At 60.7% G+C, this 18,786-nt stretch carries 19 protein-coding genes; 6 read left to right on the top strand and 13 right to left on the bottom strand.

The annotated features are described in order from the left end of the window. Positions 1–968: 968 nt before the first annotated feature. The 7 genes from aroE to I6L32_RS08250 all read right to left on the bottom strand — a co-directional run bounded on the left by aroE (position 969) and on the right by I6L32_RS08250 (position 7,026). Positions 969–1,790: a shikimate dehydrogenase gene (gene aroE / locus I6L32_RS08280; protein WP_216944933.1), complete on the bottom strand. Its 822-nt coding sequence runs from the start codon at positions 1,788–1,790 to the stop codon at positions 969–971. 103 nt (positions 1,791–1,893) lie between these two features. After that, entirely contained in the window at positions 1,894–2,802 is a 909-nt protein-coding gene (gene hemF, locus I6L32_RS08275) for an oxygen-dependent coproporphyrinogen oxidase (protein WP_049636715.1), read from the bottom strand. Positions 2,803–2,902: 100 nt separating this feature from the next. Then, entirely contained in the window at positions 2,903–3,463 is a 561-nt protein-coding gene (locus I6L32_RS08270) for a Sua5/YciO/YrdC/YwlC family protein (RefSeq protein ID WP_049636716.1), read from the bottom strand. 278 nt (positions 3,464–3,741) lie between these two features. Further along, the gene (locus tag I6L32_RS08265; RefSeq protein WP_049636717.1) at positions 3,742–4,299 is read right to left on the bottom strand and encodes a type I DNA topoisomerase; all 558 of its coding nucleotides are present in this window, start codon (positions 4,297–4,299) and stop codon (positions 3,742–3,744) included. Between the two features lie 55 nt (positions 4,300–4,354). Next, positions 4,355–4,828, bottom strand: coding sequence for a DUF494 family protein (locus I6L32_RS08260; RefSeq protein WP_216944932.1), 474 nt, complete (start codon positions 4,826–4,828; stop codon positions 4,355–4,357). Beyond that, complete coding sequence (gene dprA, locus I6L32_RS08255) at positions 4,821–5,936, bottom strand: DNA-processing protein DprA (protein ID WP_043153552.1); 1,116 nt, start codon at positions 5,934–5,936, stop codon at positions 4,821–4,823. The genes I6L32_RS08260 and dprA overlap by 8 nt, the downstream gene beginning before the upstream one ends. 1 nt (position 5,937) lies before the next feature. Next, positions 5,938–7,026: a LysM peptidoglycan-binding domain-containing protein gene (locus I6L32_RS08250; RefSeq protein ID WP_216944931.1), complete on the bottom strand. Its 1,089-nt coding sequence runs from the start codon at positions 7,024–7,026 to the stop codon at positions 5,938–5,940. Positions 7,027–7,134: 108 nt separating this feature from the next. Between I6L32_RS08250 and def the strand changes: the two genes are divergently transcribed. From def to I6L32_RS08225, 5 genes are all read left to right on the top strand, one after another. Next, positions 7,135–7,647: a peptide deformylase gene (gene def / locus I6L32_RS08245; protein ID WP_010672507.1), complete on the top strand. Its 513-nt coding sequence runs from the start codon at positions 7,135–7,137 to the stop codon at positions 7,645–7,647. A 12-nt stretch (positions 7,648–7,659) separates the two neighbouring features. Further along, on the top strand, positions 7,660–8,604 hold the full coding sequence (fmt, locus tag I6L32_RS08240; RefSeq protein ID WP_042015233.1) for a methionyl-tRNA formyltransferase: 945 nt from the start codon (positions 7,660–7,662) through the stop codon (positions 8,602–8,604). Positions 8,605–8,664: 60 nt separating this feature from the next. Continuing rightward, on the top strand, positions 8,665–9,957 hold the full coding sequence (gene rsmB, locus I6L32_RS08235) for a 16S rRNA (cytosine(967)-C(5))-methyltransferase RsmB (RefSeq protein ID WP_216944930.1): 1,293 nt from the start codon (positions 8,665–8,667) through the stop codon (positions 9,955–9,957). 74 nt (positions 9,958–10,031) lie between these two features. After that, the gene (trkA, locus tag I6L32_RS08230; protein ID WP_010672504.1) at positions 10,032–11,408 is read left to right on the top strand and encodes a Trk system potassium transporter TrkA; all 1,377 of its coding nucleotides are present in this window, start codon (positions 10,032–10,034) and stop codon (positions 11,406–11,408) included. Between the two features lie 93 nt (positions 11,409–11,501). Then, a complete protein-coding gene (locus I6L32_RS08225) occupies positions 11,502–12,944 on the top strand; it encodes a TrkH family potassium uptake protein (protein ID WP_010672503.1) in 1,443 nt (480 codons plus the stop codon). Between the two features lie 82 nt (positions 12,945–13,026). Here I6L32_RS08225 and rmuC read toward each other — a convergent pair whose 3' ends face one another. Both rmuC and I6L32_RS08215 read right to left on the bottom strand, forming a co-directional pair. Continuing rightward, positions 13,027–14,358, bottom strand: a complete 1,332-nt coding sequence (gene rmuC / locus I6L32_RS08220; protein ID WP_049636719.1) for a DNA recombination protein RmuC — start codon at positions 14,356–14,358, stop codon at positions 13,027–13,029. After that, complete coding sequence (locus I6L32_RS08215) at positions 14,355–14,570, bottom strand: hypothetical protein (protein WP_010672501.1); 216 nt, start codon at positions 14,568–14,570, stop codon at positions 14,355–14,357. Before I6L32_RS08215 ends, rmuC begins: the two co-directional genes overlap by 4 nt. 137 nt (positions 14,571–14,707) lie before the next feature. Here I6L32_RS08215 and I6L32_RS08210 point away from each other — a divergent pair, with 137 nt between their 5' ends. After that, positions 14,708–15,220: a ferredoxin-type protein NapF gene (locus I6L32_RS08210; RefSeq protein ID WP_010672500.1), complete on the top strand. Its 513-nt coding sequence runs from the start codon at positions 14,708–14,710 to the stop codon at positions 15,218–15,220. Positions 15,221–15,272: 52 nt separating this feature from the next. On the opposite strand, the gene I6L32_RS08205 is transcribed toward I6L32_RS08210, so the two are convergent. The 4 genes from I6L32_RS08205 to I6L32_RS08190 form a co-directional block, all read right to left on the bottom strand. Continuing rightward, positions 15,273–15,725, bottom strand: coding sequence for an Rrf2 family transcriptional regulator (locus tag I6L32_RS08205; protein WP_010672499.1), 453 nt, complete (start codon positions 15,723–15,725; stop codon positions 15,273–15,275). A 275-nt stretch (positions 15,726–16,000) separates the two neighbouring features. After that, positions 16,001–16,840 carry a PfkB family carbohydrate kinase gene (locus I6L32_RS08200; RefSeq protein ID WP_010672498.1) on the bottom strand — a complete coding sequence of 280 codons (840 nt, stop codon included), beginning with the start codon at positions 16,838–16,840 and terminating at the stop codon, positions 16,001–16,003. A 60-nt stretch (positions 16,841–16,900) separates the two neighbouring features. After that, positions 16,901–17,872, bottom strand: coding sequence for a LysR substrate-binding domain-containing protein (locus tag I6L32_RS08195; RefSeq protein WP_041212153.1), 972 nt, complete (start codon positions 17,870–17,872; stop codon positions 16,901–16,903). 153 nt (positions 17,873–18,025) lie between these two features. Then, complete coding sequence (locus tag I6L32_RS08190; RefSeq protein ID WP_010672496.1) at positions 18,026–18,754, bottom strand: glutamine amidotransferase; 729 nt, start codon at positions 18,752–18,754, stop codon at positions 18,026–18,028. Positions 18,755–18,786 lie beyond the last annotated feature (32 nt).

Raw genomic sequence — 18,786 nt, 5'->3', positions numbered from 1 at the left:
TGGCTGCAATTGGCGGAGTTGGACCTCCGCTGATTGAAAGGCTTTCATGATCCCCCCATCTCCGAGCCCTTCCTCCCCGCCTTCGCCACCTCTGAAGAAAAACCTCAAAAAATATATTTAAATCATACTGATAGCATGTTTCGACGCGAAAAGAATTAACTAATCATCAACCTGATACCGTTTTCATGAATATCGAGTAGAAAATCAGAATTGAAGGCTGTAACAAACGAAACTGAAATTTAATTACACAATGAGGCAATATAGGGATAAAAATGAGGCCAGTCTTGTCATTGCAAACCGGCCTGAAGAAATGAGTTCAAAAATTTGGGAAAAAGCGAGTTCTCGAGAACAAAGACGATTGGTTTTCCTCAAGAAACGCCTTCATTCTAACAAAGAACGGCAACAATTAAAGCATTTACTCTAAATGTTACTCATAAAAAAACGCCCCGACGATGACTCATCGGGGCTGCTATTCAGCCACATTCAATTACGTGAAATAAAAGGTCTGAAAGATAGAACATCTTACCTCTGTACCCTACGCCGACAACTGTACAGCAAAGCAGCAGAAAGTGAAAGTAATTTATGTAATTTAGTTTCAATGGTAGGAAAAAGAAAAAATATTCATAATTTTCATGCAGATAAAAAAATCCCCAGTACGAATACCGGGGAGTTATAAAGGTGACTAGCTAGCACTTCCTCAACTATCCAGTTAGTCAGCAGTCCGTTACAGAAGTTCCGCTGCTTTGAGAAAAAACTCAAAAAAATTCTGCGAGTGATGGCAAAGTAAAAGTAACTTATTGTTACGCAATGGTTTTATAAAAATGGCACCTGTTCTGCCACACACCCACCGCAGAACGACCGTTTCACGTCACACGTGTCGTGCCGCATCCTGATGGATGCCCCCTATCCAGCGATGCAGAATCTCTACATCAGATCTGCCGACAGCCCAATAGAGTGCACAAACTGGTTCACACGACGCCCAGATTGCGCTGCAACTCTCTCAATACCTGCTTGGTGCCGGGCCGGATCCCTCGCCATACGGTAAAAGCCTCCGCAGCCTGTTCGACCAGCATGCCCAATCCATCCATGGTATGGCGCGCGCCATGTTGTTTGGCCCAGCCGATGAAGGCTGTGTCCGTTGCGCCATACATCATGTCGTAGATCGCGATGTCCGGGTGGATGAGGGTTGGAGCCAAAGGTGGCAACTCACCTTGCAGACTGGCTGAGGTGGAATTGATGATGAGATCGAACGGCCCCACCAGCGGTTCATAGGATTGAGCCGTGATGCTGCCCAGATCCCTGAACTCCACAGCCAACTGTTCCGCCTTGGCGTGGGTACGGTTGACCACAACGATCTCGCCCGGTGCTTCCGCCAGCAGGGGGGCCAGGGCGCCACGAGCTGCGCCACCAGCTCCCAGAAGCAGGATCCTGCTACCGGCAAGGTTCACTCCGTGAGCCTTGAGATCGGCGACCAGCCCGGCGCCGTCGGTATTGTCACCCAGCAGCACACCATCATCAGTCAGTTTGATGGTGTTGACCGCTCCCGCCCGCTTGGCCCTGGGGCTCAGCCGCTCCACCAGCCCGAAGGCTTGCTCCTTGAAAGGTACGGTCACGTTGCACCCCTTCCCTCCTTCGGCGAAGAAGTGGTTCAGAGCGCTGGCAAACTCATCGACAGCAGGTTCTGCCAGACCATACTCCAGCGCTTGCTGGGTCTGCCTGGCAAACAGGGTATGAATGAAGGGAGATTTGCTGTGGCGTACGGGGTGGCCAAAAACCAGATAACGATCCATCAAGGCGTTCCTTTTGAGAGCAATATCCCGATTTAACGGGTTTTCTCATGAAGGAACAAGCCGAATATCGGCCAATAAGAAGAGGCCATCATGGCCCCTCTGGTCACAACCACTCGCGCGGTTTGAGGTAGTCGCTGTAGAGCAATGCCTCCGGGCTGCCAGCCTCCGGCTGCCAGTCGTACTCCCAGCGCGCCAGCGGCGGCATCGACATCAGGATGGATTCGGTACGCCCCCCCGTCTGCAGTCCGAACAGGGTCCCGCGGTCGTAGACCAGATTGAACTCCACGTAGCGGCCACGGCGATAAAGCTGGAACGCCCGTTCCCGCTCCCCATAAGCAAGCTCCTTGCGTCGCTCGACAATCGGCAAGTAGGCCGCGAGGTAACCCTCACCCACTGCACGCATGAAGGCAAAGCAGTCGGCAAAGGGCCAGCGGTTCAGGTCATCGAAGAAAAGACCGCCCACCCCGCGCGTCTCGCCCCGATGCTTGAGGAAGAAGTAACGATCGCACCAGGATTTGAACTCGGGATAAATGTCGGTGCCGAACGGCTGACAGAGCTCACGGGAGACCTGGTGCCAATGCCTCACGTCCTCTTCGAACGGATAGAAGGGCGTCAGGTCGAAGCCGCCACCAAACCACCAGATCGGCTCCTCCCCCTCTTTCTCGGCGATGAAGAACCGCACATTCGCATGGCTGGTCGGTACATAGGGATTATGCGGGTGGATCACCAGCGATACCCCCATGGCCTCAAACCTGCGGCCAGCCAGTTCGGGACGATGTGCGGTCGCGGATGCCGGCATGGCATCGCCATAGACATGGGAGAAGTTGACCCCACCTTGCTCGATCACCGCCCCCTGACGCAGCACCCGTGTTCTACCGCCACCACCACCTTCGCGACTCCAGGCATCTTCCACAAAGCGCCCGCATCCATCGGCCTGCTCCAGGCCACGGCAGATATCATCCTGCAATTGCAGCAGGAAGGCTTTTACCTGGGCCACATCCGGTTTGCTCATTTTATCTCCTGTCAGACAGGCATCATGCATGCACTGCCTGCACTTCTCGTATTGTCATGACCTCATCGCACAACCTGCATGAAACAGGGCCGTGCCCAACTCAGGATGGGCGAATAATGGCCCCGGTGAGGGCGTCCTTGATTTCGGACGGGTTGGCTTGCCCCCCGACTTCGCCGGGCAGAATGTAAGCCAGCTGGCTTGCCAGCAGATCGCCAATATCAGCCACCCGACGAGCGGGTTCATCACCGGTTAGATTGGCACTGGTGGACACCAGCGGTTTGCCAAATGCCCGGCAAAGCCCTTGCACCTGGGGATGGCCTGTGACCCGCACCGCCAGGGTCTCGAACTGACCGGTCAACCAGGACGGCGTCGTCGCGCGAGCGGGCATGATCCAGGTGAAGGGACCAGGCCAGCTCGCCTGCACGCGAGCAAGCTGCTCATCGCTGAGCTGGCTCAGGTCGATGTAGTCCTGCAATTGCGCCAGATCTGCCGCGATCAGGATCAATCCCTTCTCCACCGGCCGCTGCTTGATGGCCAGCAGCCGCTGCACGGCGGCTTCGGAATCAGGATCACACCCCAGACCAAACACGGCTTCGGTGGCATAGGCGATAACCCCTTCTCCTTGAAGGGCGGCAACCGCTTGTTCAAATTCATTTGGCATAAGCACATGCGACAGCCACGCTGCCGCCTCTCATCACTGGATTGTATGTTGAACCGACATGACGGCATCGGGGCCATCACTGCTGCGATATGGGCTATATCCCTGCTCCTCTTCAGTCATGCATTTCGGTTCAGACGCTTGAGTGCATCAGTGAACCGAGCAACCGCAGGGAGCTTGAGATGGCGACCAGGTCAGGATCAGGGCAAGTTGGGCGATGTGCATCGGCTCACAACCTCACGCTGACCAGCAATCCGCCTGCCTGATCATGGGCGGCGAGATTATACCCGCTCAATCTGGTGGGAGCATTTCTTTTGCGGGCAGACCCAGCGCAGGTTTCCCCGCACCTTCTTCTCGATCATGATGCCCCAGCCACACTCGGGACAGGGCATGGGAACCGGCTTGTCATTCACCACATACTTGCAGTTAGGATAGGCGTCACACGAGTAGAACTGTTTGCCATAACGGGACGTGCGGCTCACCAGATGACCTTTGCCACACTCCGGGCAGAGGATTTGGGTATCGTCACTCTCCTGAAGGGATTCGATATGCTGACAGGCCGGGTACTGGGTACATCCCACAAACAGACCGTAACGACCCTTCTTGATGGCCAGTGGATGGCCACAATCCGGACAGGACGACCCCTCGAGCACTTTCTCTATATCGCGGCCAGAGGGGGTGAGGGAGCGAATGTAATCGCAAGCGGGATAGGCTGAACAACCAAGGAAGGGACCGTGCTTGCCCTGGCGGATCACCAGTTCAGCACCACACTGCGGGCACGGCTCGCGCTCGAAGGCATGTTCGTGGGCAGAGAAGAGGTGGTGATCGATCTTTGACATGGGCCGCGCCTTGAAATCCAGATGGCCTGAATTCTACCAGCGCGGCACCGGGCTGTCAGTGGATGACGCCGTCCGACTCGTCAAACACCAGCTCTTCCATCTGCTGGTAGGCGTTTTCACTGCCTGGCACATTGAACAGCACCATCATGACGACCCACTTCAGATCGTCCAGCTCGATGTCCGGCTTGTCCAGCTCGAGCAACCGTTCGATGCAGATTTCACGGGTTTCGGCATTCAGCACTTGCGCCTGCTCTAGGAACAGCAGGAAACCGCGACATTCAGTACTGAGGCGAACCAGCTCCTGCGGCGCATAGATCCGCATAGAGCCCTGCTGGCTTGCGGTGACATAGACTTCCCGCTCGCTGTCGTGCAGGTTGGCCAGTTGCTCCAGCCAGTTGAGCGCTTTCTCGATCTCGTCCTTGTCGAAACCGGCCCGGCTCAGTTCGTCGGTGAGTTCATCCTGCTCGACCATCACATCTGCATCGCTGTGGATGTAGGTCTCGAAAAGGTACATCAATACATCAAACATGATTCGCCCTCCTCGCTCTGACGTATCCACCGGCTACCGCCATCACTGCACCAACCAGCTCCAGCTCTACCAACCTGCCCAGTACGACATCGACAGGAAGCCGGGCCCGTTCGGCAACGGTATCCACGCTCGTGGTCTCATAATCTACGTTATCCAACAAATCGGCATAAGGCAATTCGCTATTATGCTGCGCCTCGGAAGAACCGTTGGCAGGTCCAGGGGACAAGACCAGCCTTGGAAACTCTTCCAGGATATCGGCGGCATTCAAGACCAGCTTGGCACCCTGTTGAAGCAGACGGTTGCACCCTGCTGCCTGTGCATTTTGCGGAGCGCCGGGAACGGCAAAGACCTCGCGGCCCTGCTCCAGCGCATAACGGGCCGTGATGAGCGAACCACTCTGTTCTGCCGCTTCCACCACAAGTGTCCCCAGCGACAGGCCACTGATGATACGGTTGCGGCGAGGGAAGTGTTCAGCCAGGGGGCCTTGCTGGGGCGCCAACTCGGAAACAAGCAGGCCTTCCTGCTCGAGGATTTGCATCGCCAACCCCTGATGACGCTTGGGGTAGAGACAATCCAGACCGGATCCCAGCACCGCCAGGGTGATTCCGCCCGATGCCAGCGCCTGCTGATGGCAGACGCCATCGATGCCCAACGCGAGGCCGGAGGTGATCGCCAGACCACAGCCCACCAACTCGGCACACAAGCGTGTCGCATTGTCTTTGCCGGCATAGGTGGGGTGGCGGGTACCCACCATCGCCAACTGTGGCAGGGAGAGGGATGAGACGTTCCCGCGGCAGTAGAGCAAGAGCGGGGCGCCGGGGATCTCTTTGAGCAGGGCAGGATATGCGGGGTCATCGGGACAGAGGAGGTGATTGCCGGGCTCGGCGGCCCAGCTCAATCCCTGCTCCACGACAGGAAGAGGCCATCTCATCTGCTGAATCTGGGCACTCTGCAGACCAAGAACTCGCAGGGCGCCATCATCTGAGTCAAACAGAGTTGTGATGTCACCACCCACATGAGCCAGCAGGCGAGCGGCGGTGACCGGGCCTATGCCTGTAACGGCATCCAGCGTCAGCCATAGCGACAACCGCTCCAGTGGCAAGGACACGTCAGAAATTACTGACCTGATAGCCAGAGCCGACCAGATCCTGACTCTGCAGGATAAGACCGTAACTCAATTTGTCGTAGACCTTGAACAGCATGACTCTGGCAACGGCCTCGGCAGGCAGCGATGACTTGCCGGCAGAATAGAACGCCTTGTCATAAACGGATGAATATTCCCGGTATGACACCTTGCCATTCTTGTCCACCATCTCGGCTCCCGGGCGCAGGATCTCGAGCACATCGCCCGGGGCCACCTGATCACGCCCCCCCTTGTTGATGAGTACCACATCAAATTTGCCCCCACCATGTACCTTACTCGGCAGCTCGATCACATAGCCGGGGGAAATGGAGGGTGCCGCCTTTGGCATGAACACGGCAGTGATGCTCTCCTGCGACGGCAGCGGCATCACCTTGTCGCCCTGATACACCTCACGCCGGTTATGGGTCAGCGTCACTTTGGTGGTGTCGTGGGCAAGGTACTCCTCTGCCCGCACCGTGCCGACAAAAATCGCCTCCTGACCGAGCGACTCGCCAGTATGCTTGTCCTTGTATGCCACCCCCGGGCGATAGAGGCCATAACTCTGGCCCGGGTTCAAGGCTCCTTTCACATAGAGAATGTCGCCCTCCAGCATCCCGACATGCTTGTCATTGTTGCCGAGCACATAGGGCAGATCCTTGCTCTGCTGGCTGTTGGCCAGAATGTGGTCGGTCTGCAGGAAGGGCGCTATCTCGCTCAGAGGCAGGGTCGGTATGGGATTGGCCTTGTTTTCATAGCGGTTCTTGGGCGAGAGACGGATGACCTGTTTGCCCCCCTGACTGGCTTTGCCGAGCCGAGGCTCACCATTGACCCAGCTCAGGTGCAGCACGTCACCGGGATAGATCCAGTGGGGATTGGCGATCTGCGGATTGATGTTCCAGAGGCGTGGCCAGAGCCAGGGTTCGGCCAGATACTGGCCCGAGATATCCCAGAGGGTGTCCCCTTTTTGCACCACATAAGTCTCGGGGTAACCGGATTTGAGCGTCAACTGCTGTGCCATGGCGCCACCGGCCAGGGCTGTCGCCAGGCAGGCGACGATGATTTGCTTCAGATACATAACACTCCCTGTTACTTCTGCACGCAAAGTGTTGCTGTTTTTTGTCGGCGTAAATGACTAGAATTACGTCAATATTGACTGCGTTTATATGAAACTAAAGAAAAAATTATGGCCATTCTAGATGTATTGCGTTTCCCCGATGAGCGTCTGCGCACAGTCGCGGCCCCTGTCGAAGCCTTTACACCCGAGTTACAACACATTGTAGATGATATGTTTGAAACCATGTACGCGGAGGAAGGCATCGGCCTGGCCGCGACCCAGGTCGACATTCATCAGCGCATCATCGTCATCGATGTCTCCGAGAACCGCGAAGAACAGCTGGTGTTGATCAACCCGGAGATCCTGGAACAGTCCGGCAGCACCGGCATCGAAGAGGGCTGCCTCTCCGTGCCCGGCAACCGTGCTCTGGTTCCGCGCGCCGAGTGGGTCAAGGTCAGGGCGCAAGATCGCCACGGCAACACCTTCGAGCTGGAAGCGGACGATCTGCTCGCCATCTGCATACAACATGAGATGGATCATCTGGTCGGCAAGCTGTTTGTGGATTACTTGTCCCCGCTCAAGCGCCAGCGCATTCGTCAGAAGCTGGAAAAGATGGCCCGTGAAGATCGCAAAGTCCTCTGAGGATACGCTCCATTGAACAAGCTGAAACTGATTTTTGCCGGTACCCCCGACTTCGCCGCCCGTCATCTGGCGGCGTTGTTGTCTTCCGGCCACGAGGTCGTCGCCGTTTATACCCAGCCGGACAAGCCCGCCGGTCGCGGCCAGAAGCTCACTGCCAGCCCGGTCAAGGAGCTGGCGCTGGCCCACGATCTGCCGGTCTATCAACCTGCCTCCCTGCGCAATGAAGCGGCGCAGGCCGAACTGGCCGCTCTGGGTGCCGATCTGATGGTCGTCGTGGCTTATGGCCTCATCCTCCCCAAGGCGGTGCTCGATACGCCGCGTCTGGGTTGCATCAACGTGCACGGATCCCTGCTGCCGCGCTGGCGCGGTGCCGCCCCGATTCAACGCTCCATCTGGGCGGGGGATGCCGAAACCGGCGTCACCATCATGCAGATGGACGTGGGGCTGGACACCGGCGCCATGATCCGCAAGGTAACCTGCCCCATCGCCAGTGATGAGACCTCTGCCAGCCTCTATGACAAGCTGGCCGGTCTGGGCCCGCAGGCACTGGTCGATACCCTGGACGCCATGGCTGCCGGCGACACCGCCGCCGAGCCCCAGGACGATGCGCTGGCCAACTACGCCGAGAAGCTCTCCAAGGAAGAGGCCCGCATCGACTGGTCGATGGACGCCGTTGCCATCGAACGTTGCATCCGTGCCTTCAACCCCTGGCCCATCAGCTGGTTCGACGTTGCCGGACAGACCGTCAAGGTGTGGCAGGCCGAGGTCGTCGCACAGGATCACGGCCAGGCAGCCGGCACCCTGCTCAAGGCCGACAAGCAGGGGATCGAGGTTGCCACCGGTCAGGGCGTGCTGCGCCTGCTGACCCTGCAACCTCCCGGCAAGAAGGCCATGTCCGTTTCGGATCTGCTCAACTCTCGCCGCGACTGGTTTGAACCTGGCACGCAACTGATTTGATCTGGATTGAATTGACACAAGCGGGGCCCTGGCCCCGACTTGTGCATCTAAGGTAACGCTATGAAAACACGCGCACAGGCTGCTCTCGTCATTCAACAGGTGCTGGATCAGGGTCAATCTCTCTCCGCCGTTCTGCCTGCTGCCCAGGAGAAGATCGCCCCTCGCGATCGCGCCCTCCTGCAAGAACTCTGCTACGGCACCCTGCGCTGGCTGCCCCGCCTCGATGCGGCGGTCAGCGAGATGATGGACAAGCCGCTCAAGAACAAGAGCCGCATCTTCCACTACCTCATCCTGGTCGGCCTCTACCAGCTCATCTATACCCGCATTCCGGCTCACGCCGCCGTGGCCGAGACCGTCAACGCCGTCAAGCTGCTCAAGGGCTCTTCCCTGCGCGGCCTCATCAACGGCGTAATGCGCAACTTCCAGCGCAGCGCCGAAGTGATCCTGCTGCGCATCGACCGCGTTCCCAGCGTCCGCCTCGGCCACCCCGAATGGCTCACCAAGCGCCTGCGTCAGGCCTATCCCGATGACTGGGAGTTCATCATGGAGGCCAACAACCAGCGCCCGCCCATGTGGATCCGCAACAACAGCCAGCGCCAGAGCCGCGAGGCCATGCTGGCCCGCATGAGCGAGGCGGGCATCCCGGCCATGGCCGGTGTGGAAGGGGAAGATTGCATCCTGCTGGAGCGCCCCTGCGACGTGACCAAGCTGCCCGGCTTCGAGCAGGGTGACTGCTCGGTGCAGGACGGTGCCGCCCAGCAGGCCGCCGCCCTGCTCGATCCCCAGCCGGGCGAGTGGGTGCTGGACGCCTGCGCCGCCCCCGGCGGCAAAACCGCCCATTTGCTGGAACGCCAGCCGGCCCTTGCCGGCGTGGTTGCCGTCGACGCCGACGACAACCGCCTCAAGCGGGTGCAGGAGAACCTGGATCGCATCGGCCTTCAGGCCCAAGTGATCCACGGTGATGCCAGCACGCCGGAGCTGTGGTGGCCACAGGGGCAGTTCGACCGCATCCTGCTGGATGCCCCCTGCTCCGCCACCGGCGTCATCCGCCGTCACCCCGACATCAAGTGGTTGCGCCGGGATCAGGACATCCGCGAACTGGCCGAGCTGCAACGCCGCATTCTCGACGCCCTCTGGGGCAAGCTGAAGCAGGGCGGCACCCTGCTCTACGCCACCTGTTCCGTGTTGCCGGAAGAGAACCGGGAGCAGATCTGCGCCTTCCTGGCCGATACCCCGGATGCCCGCCTGGTGCCGTTGCATGCAGAAGACACCCCGGCCTGTCCGGGTCGCCAGTTCCTGCCCGGCGAGGCGGAGATGGACGGCTTCTACTATGCCAAGCTCATCAAGCTGTAGGCCGAACCGGCGGATGGCAGGCCCGGTGACGGGCCGCCTCATTACGAAGCAACAACCTTGAGTAAGATGGCCTTATGAAAATCATCATTCTGGGCGCAGGTCAGGTGGGTGGCACTCTGGCCGAGAACCTCGCCGGCGAGAACAACGACATCACCATCGTCGACACCGACAGCGAGCGCCTGCGCGAACTGCAGGACAAATTCGACCTGCGGGTGGTGAACGGCCACGGCGCCCATCCCAGGGTGCTGCGCGAAGCCGGCGCCCAGGATGCCGACATGCTGGTCGCCGTCACCAACAGCGACGAGACCAACATGGTCGCCTGCCAGGTCGCCTACTCCCTGTTCAACACCCCGAACAAGGTGGCGCGCATTCGCTCCCCCGCCTATCTGGTGGAGCGGGATCGCCTGTTCCTGCCCGAATCCGTCCCCGTGGACCACCTGATCGCCCCGGAGCAGCTGGTGACCGACTACGTGCGTCGCCTGATCGAGTATCCGGGGGCGTTGCAGGTGGTGGATTTTGCCGACGGCAAGGTGGGCCTGGTGGCAGTCAAGGCCTATTACGGCGGCCCCCTGGTGGGCAATGCGCTCTCCACCCTGCGGGAACACATGCCCAACATCGAAACCCGGGTCGCCGCCATCTTCCGCCAGGGGCGCTCCATCCGCCCCCAGGGCACCACCATCATCGAAGCCGATGACGAGGTGTTCTTTGTGGCCGCAGCGGGCCATATCCGCGCCGTGATGTCGGAACTGCAACGCCTCGAGAGCCCCTACCGGCGCATCATGATCGTCGGCGGCGGCAACATAGGCGCCGGCCTCGCCCGCCAGCTAGAGAAGCGCTACAGCGTCAAGCTCATCGAGCGCAACCAGAAGCGGGCGGAGCAGCTCTCCGAACACCTGGAACACACCATCGTCTTCTGCGGCGATGCGGCGGATCAGGAGCTGCTGGCGGAGGAGCACATCGACCAGATCGACGTCTTCATCGCGGTGACCAACGAGGATGAGGCCAACATCATGTCGGCCCTGCTCGCCAAGAAGATGGGGGCCAAGAAGACCATGGTGCTGATCCAGCGCGGCGCCTACGTGGACCTGGTACAGGGCGGCTCCATCGACATCGCCATCTCCCCCCAGCAGGCCACCATCTCGGCCCTGCTGACCCATGTGCGCCGCGCCGACATCGCCAACGTCTACAGCCTGCGCCGCGGGGCGGCCGAAGCCATCGAGGCGATCGCCCACGGGGACGAGAACACCTCCAAGGTGGTGGGCAAGACGGTGGGCGAGCTCAAGCTGCCCCCGGGCACCACCATAGGCGCAGTGGTGCGCGGTGATGAGGTGCTGATCGCCCACGATCGTACCCAGATACAGCAGGATGACCACGTGGTGATGTTTCTGGTGGACAAGAAGTACATCCCGGAAGTGGAGCGTCTGTTCCAGCCCAGTCCCTTCTTCCTGTAAGCCGGCCATGTCTCTGGCAACGGTATCCGGACCCGGCCCCTTTTCTCAGGAAAGGTCCGGGTCTTTTTTCAATCAACGACCAGGTTATCTTGCATGATCAAGCTGCATCCCATCGTCTTCACGCTCGGGCTGGTACTCTCCAAGCTGGCGCTCTTCATGTGGCTGCCCACCCTGCTGGCCCTGCTGACCGGTTCGGAAGGTTTCGTCGAATTTCTCAAGTCGGTCTTGATCACCCATGGTGCCGCCCTGCTCTGCCTCCATTACGGTCGCAAGGCAGAGTTTCACCTCGGCGTGCGGGAGATGTTCCTGCTCACCACCTCGGTCTGGGTGGTCGCCTGCGTCTTCGGGGCCCTGCCCTTCGTCTTCATCACCCATATCGACTTTGCCGACGCCTACTTCGAGACCATGTCGGGGGTCACCACCACGGGATCCACCGTGCTGTCGGGGCTCGACGGCATGGCCCACAGCATCCTGCTGTGGCGATCCATCCTGCAGTGGCTGGGCGGAGTCGGCTTCATCGTGATGGCGGTGGCGGTACTGCCCTACCTCAACGTCGGTGGCATGAAGCTGTTCCAGACCGAGAGCTCCGATTGGTCCGACAAGAGCGCCCCCCGCGCCAAAACGGTGGCCAACAACATAGTGCTGGTCTATCTGGTACTCTCCATGCTCTGCTTCCTCGCCTACTGGGTGAGTGGCATGAACCTGTTCGAAGCGGTCAACCACGCCATGACGACCCTCAGTACCGGCGGCTACTCCACCTCCGATCAATCCATGTCCCACTTCTCCCACGCGGCGCACTGGATAGGCACCCTCTTCATGTTCCTCGGCGGCCTGCCCTTCCTGCTCTATGTGCAGGCTCTCTCCCGCCGTGACAACAGCCTGTTCAAGGATGCCCAGGTGCAGGGCTTCTTCTGGCTGATCGTCTGGGTGACCCTGGTCGTCACCTTCTATCTCTGGGTGAGAGACATCTACGGCTTCATGGATGCCTTGCGCATCAGCAGCTTCAATATCGTCTCCGTGCTTACCACCACGGGTTTCGGACTCGGCGACTTCGGCACCTGGGGCCCGCTCACCACCATTATCTTCATCATCCTGCTGGCACTCGGCGCCTGCTCCGGCTCCACCTCGGGCGGGCTCAAGATCTTCCGGGTCCAGGTGGCCTTCGCCCTGTTCAAGAAACAGATGCGCCAGCTGATGCACCCCTCCGCCGTGTTTCCCCAGAAGTACAACGGCCGTCCGGTCAACGACGCCATCATCCGCTCCCTGATCTCCTTCGTGCTGGTCTACTTCGCCATCATCCTGCTCATCGCCGCCCTGCTCGCCGCCATCGGGCTGGACCCCCTGACCGCCATCTCGGGCTCCATCACCGCCGTGGCCAACGTGGGCCCGGGCATGGGGCCTGTCATCGGTCCCAGCACCAACTTCGCCAGTCTGCCGGATGCGGCCAAGTGGATACTGTCGTTCGGCATGCTGCTGGGACGCCTCGAGATCCTGACGGTGGCGGTGCTCTTCTTCCCCTCCTTCTGGAAGCAATAAGCAGCCGTCCAGGCTGTTGCATGAAACGAAAAGGGCAGCCAATGGCTGCCCTTTTCGTTGTCCCGGCGAATGACGACTCCCCTCAGTCCGCCGACTCCTCCCGCTCCAGCGCCCTGTCCACCAGCGCGTCCGGCAAGGGCTTGGTCACCTCGACCCCCAGCTCGCGAAAGCGCTCGGCCTGGGCGATCAGGTTGCCACGACCGTTGACCAGCCGGCCCATCGCCTTGTCGTAGCTCTCCTGCGCCTTGTGCAAGCTGCCCCCCATCTGCTGCATCTCCTCCACGAACAGCCGCAACTTCTCGTAGAGGCGACCGGCCCGCTCCGCTATCTGGCGCGAGTTCTGGTTCTGCCGCTCGTAGCGCCACAGGTTCTCTATGGTGCGCAGCGCCACCATCAGGTTGGTAGGGCTCACCAGCAGGATGTTGTGTTCCAGCCCGTAGCGCACCAGGGAAGGGTCCGCTTCCAGGGCAGCGAGGAAGGCAGGCTCCACCGCCACGAACATCAGCACATAGTCCAGGGTGCGCACCCCGGGCAACTGCTGGTAATCCTTGCGGCCCAGCTCGCGGATATGGTTGCGCACCGAGGCGACGTGCTCCTTGAGCGCCACCGCCTTCTCCAGATCGTCAGCGGCGTTGTACCAGCGCTCATAGGCGGTCAGCGACACCTTGGCGTCGATGATGATGTCCTTCTCCTGGGGCAGGTGGACGATGACGTCGGGTTGGTAGCGCTTGCCCTTGTCCACCTCGATGTTGACCTGGGTGTGGTACTCATGCCCCTCGCGCAGGCCGCACTCGGAGAGGATCCGCGCCAGCACCACCTCCCCCCAGTTGCCCTGCTGCTTGCTGTCGCCCTTGAGGGCCCGGGTCAGCGCCGCCGCCTCTTCGGTCATGCGGGCGTTGAGCTCGGCAAGGCGCTCCAGCTCGAACTTGAGGTTGTGGCGCTGGGCCGTCTCCTGGGCGTGGGTCTCTCCCACCTGGCGGCGAAAGCCCTCCAACTGCTCCTTGAGTGGAGTCAGCAGGAGATCCATGCTGTTCTGATTCAGTTCGCGGAAGTTGCCGGCATTTTGTTCAAAGATACGATTGGCGAGGTTCTCGAACTGCTGACTGAGGCGCTGCTCAGCCTCTTGTTGCAGTTGCAGCTTCTCGGCGCTGGCGATGCGCTCGCTGCGCAGGGTCGCCTCGGCCTCCTTGAGACGGGCGGTGAGCTTGAGCAGCAGGGTCTGCTGCTGATCCAGCTTCTGCTGAGCCAGCATCTTCTCGTCCTGCAGCGCGTCCCAGCGGTCCTGCAACCCCTGATGACGCTCCTCCAGCAGCAGCGCCTCTTCACGGCCGCTGCGCCGCCCCCACCACCAGCCGAACAGCAGCGCCAGCCCGCCAGCCAGCATGGCAGGCCACCAGGTCAGCAGCGGGGTCATCGGCGCCCCCGCTGACGCAGGAAGAGTTCGAGATAGCGGTTGAGCAGCAACCAGATCAGCACATAGAGCAGGTAGGCCGCCAGCACCACCCACTTGTGGCTGTTGACCCCGGTATCCAGTTCACTGAACTCGATACCCTTGAGATGGCAGTAAGCCCACATCAGCAGGGGGAAGACATAGAGCAGAGAAGCACGCCACAGAAATAGCCACATGAGTTCATTCAATCCCGCAAAAAGACCCGCCTAGCTTACACAAGGGCAACCCGGCTTGCGATCCTGCCCGCCGCTATTCTCTGGCTTGCCGGCCTAAAACTGGATAAAATTAACCCCTAATAGGTATAGAGGTGGGCATGACGCATTTTTTCTGTCGCTGGCTGGCACACGCATGGGGGAGTCCCCGCAGACCCGAGGTGGTCTGCCATGAGGCACGCCCGCCCTGGGCCATCGACGAGTCCCAGTTCCTCACCCTCTGCACCCGTTGTGGCGACTGCTTCAAGGCATGTCCCAACGGCCTCATCAAGCCCGCCGATCGCCCCGAATATGACGGCAGCCCCATCGCCGGTACCCCAGTGCTGGATCTCGCCTGTGGCCAGTGCAGCTATTGCGGCAGCTGCGCCAGAGCCTGCCCCACGGGCGCACTGGATCTCTGCCTCGGCCGCCAGGTGCAGACCCGGGTCAGGATAGAGGCGAGCTGCCAGGCCCGTCAGGGCTACTACTGTCTGCTGTGCGAAGATGCCTGCCCCCAGCAGGCGATCAAGGTCGGCAGCGAGGGAGTAACCGTCAACATGGCCGCCTGCGATGGCTGCGGCGCCTGCGGCCTCGCCTGTCTGCACGGAGCCATCACCCTTGTGCCCCAGCTCTGACCGCCGGCAATGACAGAGGGGCCCGCAGGCCCCTCTGTCATTCACCGTGGCATCATGCCATGGTCAGAATATTATCCTGCTCTATACCGAGAAGGTGGCACAGACGAGTGGGATCCCGCACCGCATCCGCCAAAGTGTACTCCCCCAGCACCTCCAGGAAGGCGTGCATGGCGCGGCGTAGAATGCCCTGGATGCGGCAGCCCCCGGAGAGACGGCAGTTTTCGCGCTTGCAGTCCACCGGGCAGAGCACGTGCTCCATGTCCATCACCACATCGCGCAGGTTGATGGAGACGGCGGCACGGCCGAGGCGGATGCCCCCATGCTTGCCACGCACCGTCTCGATGTAACCCTTGATGCCGAGCTGATGCACTATCTTGACCACGTGATTGCGGGAGATGGCGAAGGTGTCGGCCACTTCCGTGATGGTCGACAGGCGATCACCGGGCTGGATGGCCAGGAAGGTCAGGGTACGCAGGGCGTAGTCGGTAAATCGTGTCAGTTGCATGGTCGCACTTGCCTCTTACTACAAGCCAGAAATCAGGACGACAGCCGGTGGCCAAAGAGGGGGTCTGCACATGCGTGTGCACGGGATGGGCTTCTTCGACCGAGTCGTGAAGTCACAAGGGTAAGAGCAGCCCGGGCGGGTGTCGACGAAGATGTACATAAATCGACACTTTCTTTGATTGATCGCAAACTTGCCGCCTCAGCGAGGGGTTTTGGCGGTTTCCGTCGACAAAACCCCACCTCCTCTGCCATCGCCGGAGCCGTTGTCCGGCGAGTTCAGTGGGGCTGTTTCAGCCAGTTGCGCAGCGCCTGGGAGGGGATGGAGCTCTCGGAGGCCACCGCGAAGGCGCCCCAGTCCACGGCGCACTGCAACGCATCGGCCATGGCCATGCCCCGCGCAAGACCGTGGATGAGGCCGCCCGCGAAGGCATCCCCCGCCCCCGTGGTATCCACCACGGAGACCGGTCGCGCCGCCACCCTGACCTGCTCCTCCCCGTGAATGGCCACAGCGCCCGCCTTGCCCTCGGTCAGCACCAGCCATTCGAGCTGATCCCCCGCGAGCTGGCGGGCATGCTGCCAGGGGTCGCTCACCTCGCCGAGATCGGAGCGGGAGGCCACCAGTACGTGGCAGGGGCGGCGGGCCTGCCCCCCCTTGGGATACTGGGCCACCACGAAACTCTTGGCGAGCATCTGGCGCATGTAGCCCACGATGGCGGTGCCCGGATAGTTCACATAGAGGCAGTCCACCCCTTCGGTCGGCAGATCCCCCGGCAGATCCGGACGACGTGGGCGCCTGAGGATGGTGCGCTCACCGGTGGCGTCCACCAGCACCAGCAGCTCGCCGGTCTCGCCGCCAAAGCGTTCCACATGGCTGCAATCCAGGCCGTATGAGGCCGCCTGCTCCAGCAGCCAGTCACCGGTGTCGTCCAGCCCGACCCGGGAGGCGATGATCACCTCGTGCCCCGCCCACACCAGTCCGATGCCGGTATTGGCGGCGCCGCCGCCGAGTCTGCGCCCCTGATCCACGTATTGCAGCCGCGCCCCCGCCACCAGGGGTTCGGCCAGGGAGAGCACATGATCACAGTTGAGATTGGCGAGCAGCAGGATGCGGGACATGGAAACCTCGGCGGGAGGAGGCCGGCACCCCGGGGTGCCGGCACAGAAACGGAAGCGGGATCAGTAGACGGGCAGCTCCACCCCTGACAACAGCTCGTCGATGCGTGCCTGGGTCGGCTGCTGCATCACGTTCTGGATCATCTCCTTGGTGAGATGGGGGGAGAAGGAGCTGATGAAGTCATACATGTAGTTCTGCAAGAGGATGCTCTTGCTGAAGCAGATCTGGGCCGGGCAAGGCTCGAACAGGTGCTCCAGATTGATGGCCACGAGGCCGGGGGCATCGCTATCGTTGGCAACCAGGGAGGAGATGATGCCGATACCAAAGCCCAGTTCCACGTAGCGCTTGATGACGCCGGCATCCATCACCGTCATGTAGTAGTTGGGGGTGAGGCCGGCAGCCTGGAACACCCTGTCCTGCACCTGACGCCCGGTGGCGCCGCTCTCGTAGCTCAGGATGGGATACTGGCAGAGCTGCTCCAGGGTCGGCTTCTTCACCTTGGCCAGGGGGTGCTCCTGGGGCACCACCAGGGAGAGGGTCCAGAGGTAGGCGGGCAGCGCGATCAGCTCCTTGTCGAAGCCTATCTCGTGGGCCACGATGGAAAAATCCGAGTATCCCTTGCTGATCTGCTCCTTGGTGGCGGACATCACAGGATGCAGGTGGAACGAGATCTTGGGGTACTTTTTGGTGAAGTAGGTGACGCTTTTCGGCAGCAGGTAGCGGGCGATGGTGTGGGTGGTGTGGATGTTGAGGGTGCCCACGGTCGGATCCAGGTACTCCCGGGAGATGGCCTTGATCTTGCTCTCGATATTGAGCATGGCCTCGGCACACTTGATGATCTCCTCCCCCACCGGGGTGATCCGGTGCAGGTGCTTGCCGCGGCGCTCGAAGATGCGCACCCCCAGCTCGCTCTCCAGCAAGCCGATCTGCTTGCTCACCCCAGGCTGGCTGGTATAGAGCGCATCGGAGGCAACGGAGACGTTGAGATTGTGGTCCCGCACCGCGATCAGATACTTCAACTGCTGTAGTTTCAAGGTTGCCCCCTCACAGACTGACGCGGCGCTCGTCGATGGACTAGGCCGCCAAAAATGGCGGCCAGTGTATCATCCGGACTGGGCATATCGCCGCTTGATCCTTCATTTTGCTACAAAATCTAGCATCAGCGCGGTGGATATGACAAACAGGGTTCAGCGCGCGTCGGCCCCGATCGGCAGGATGCCGAGGAACTGCAGCAGCCACTGCATCATGGTGGCGGAATCCACCTCCCCTTCCAGGGAAGAGAGACTGCTCTGGTAATGTGCATCGGGCAGCCTGTCCCGTCGCCGCTCGATCAGGGCCCGGTTGTACGCCACCGAGAATTCCGGGTGCCCCTGGATGGCGACGATGTGATCCCCCTGCAGGAACATGAAGTTGGGGCAGAAGTCGTTGCCCGCGAGCAGGGTCGCCCCCGGCGGAAGCTGCTCCACCTGATCCTGGTGGCTTGCCAGGATGCGGATGGTGTCCAGCCCCGGCGCCATCCAGGGTTTTGTCGTCTGCATGGCATGGACAGACACCCCCAGCCCCCACCCCTTGGTGGACTTCATTACCTCCCCTCCCAGCGCCTGGGCGATCACCTGATGGCCGAAGCAGACCCCGGCCAGCTTGACGTTGGCATCGTGGGCCCGGCGGATCCAGTCGCGCAGCGCCAGGATCCAGGGGATGTCACTGTAGGCATCGTGACGCGAGCCGGTGATGAGCCAGGCATCGCATTCGGTCAGATCAGGGGGCAGATCGCCATCGAGGGCGGACCAGACCCGAAATTCCAGCTCGGGGGCCAACGCCCGGAAACCCTTGATAAACATCTCGGAGTAAACGGGACCAAAATCCCCCACCAAATCGGGGTCCAGCCGGTCACAATCGAGAATACCCAGTCGCATCTGTTACTCCTTGACAGAAGCGCCCCCGCAGA

The sequence above is a fragment of the Aeromonas sp. FDAARGOS 1402 genome, assembly GCF_019046925.1.
Lineage (GTDB): Bacteria > Pseudomonadota > Gammaproteobacteria > Enterobacterales > Aeromonadaceae > Aeromonas > Aeromonas caviae.
Note: the sequence above shows the minus strand (reverse complement) of the source record. Positions and strands in the feature narration are given on the sequence as shown.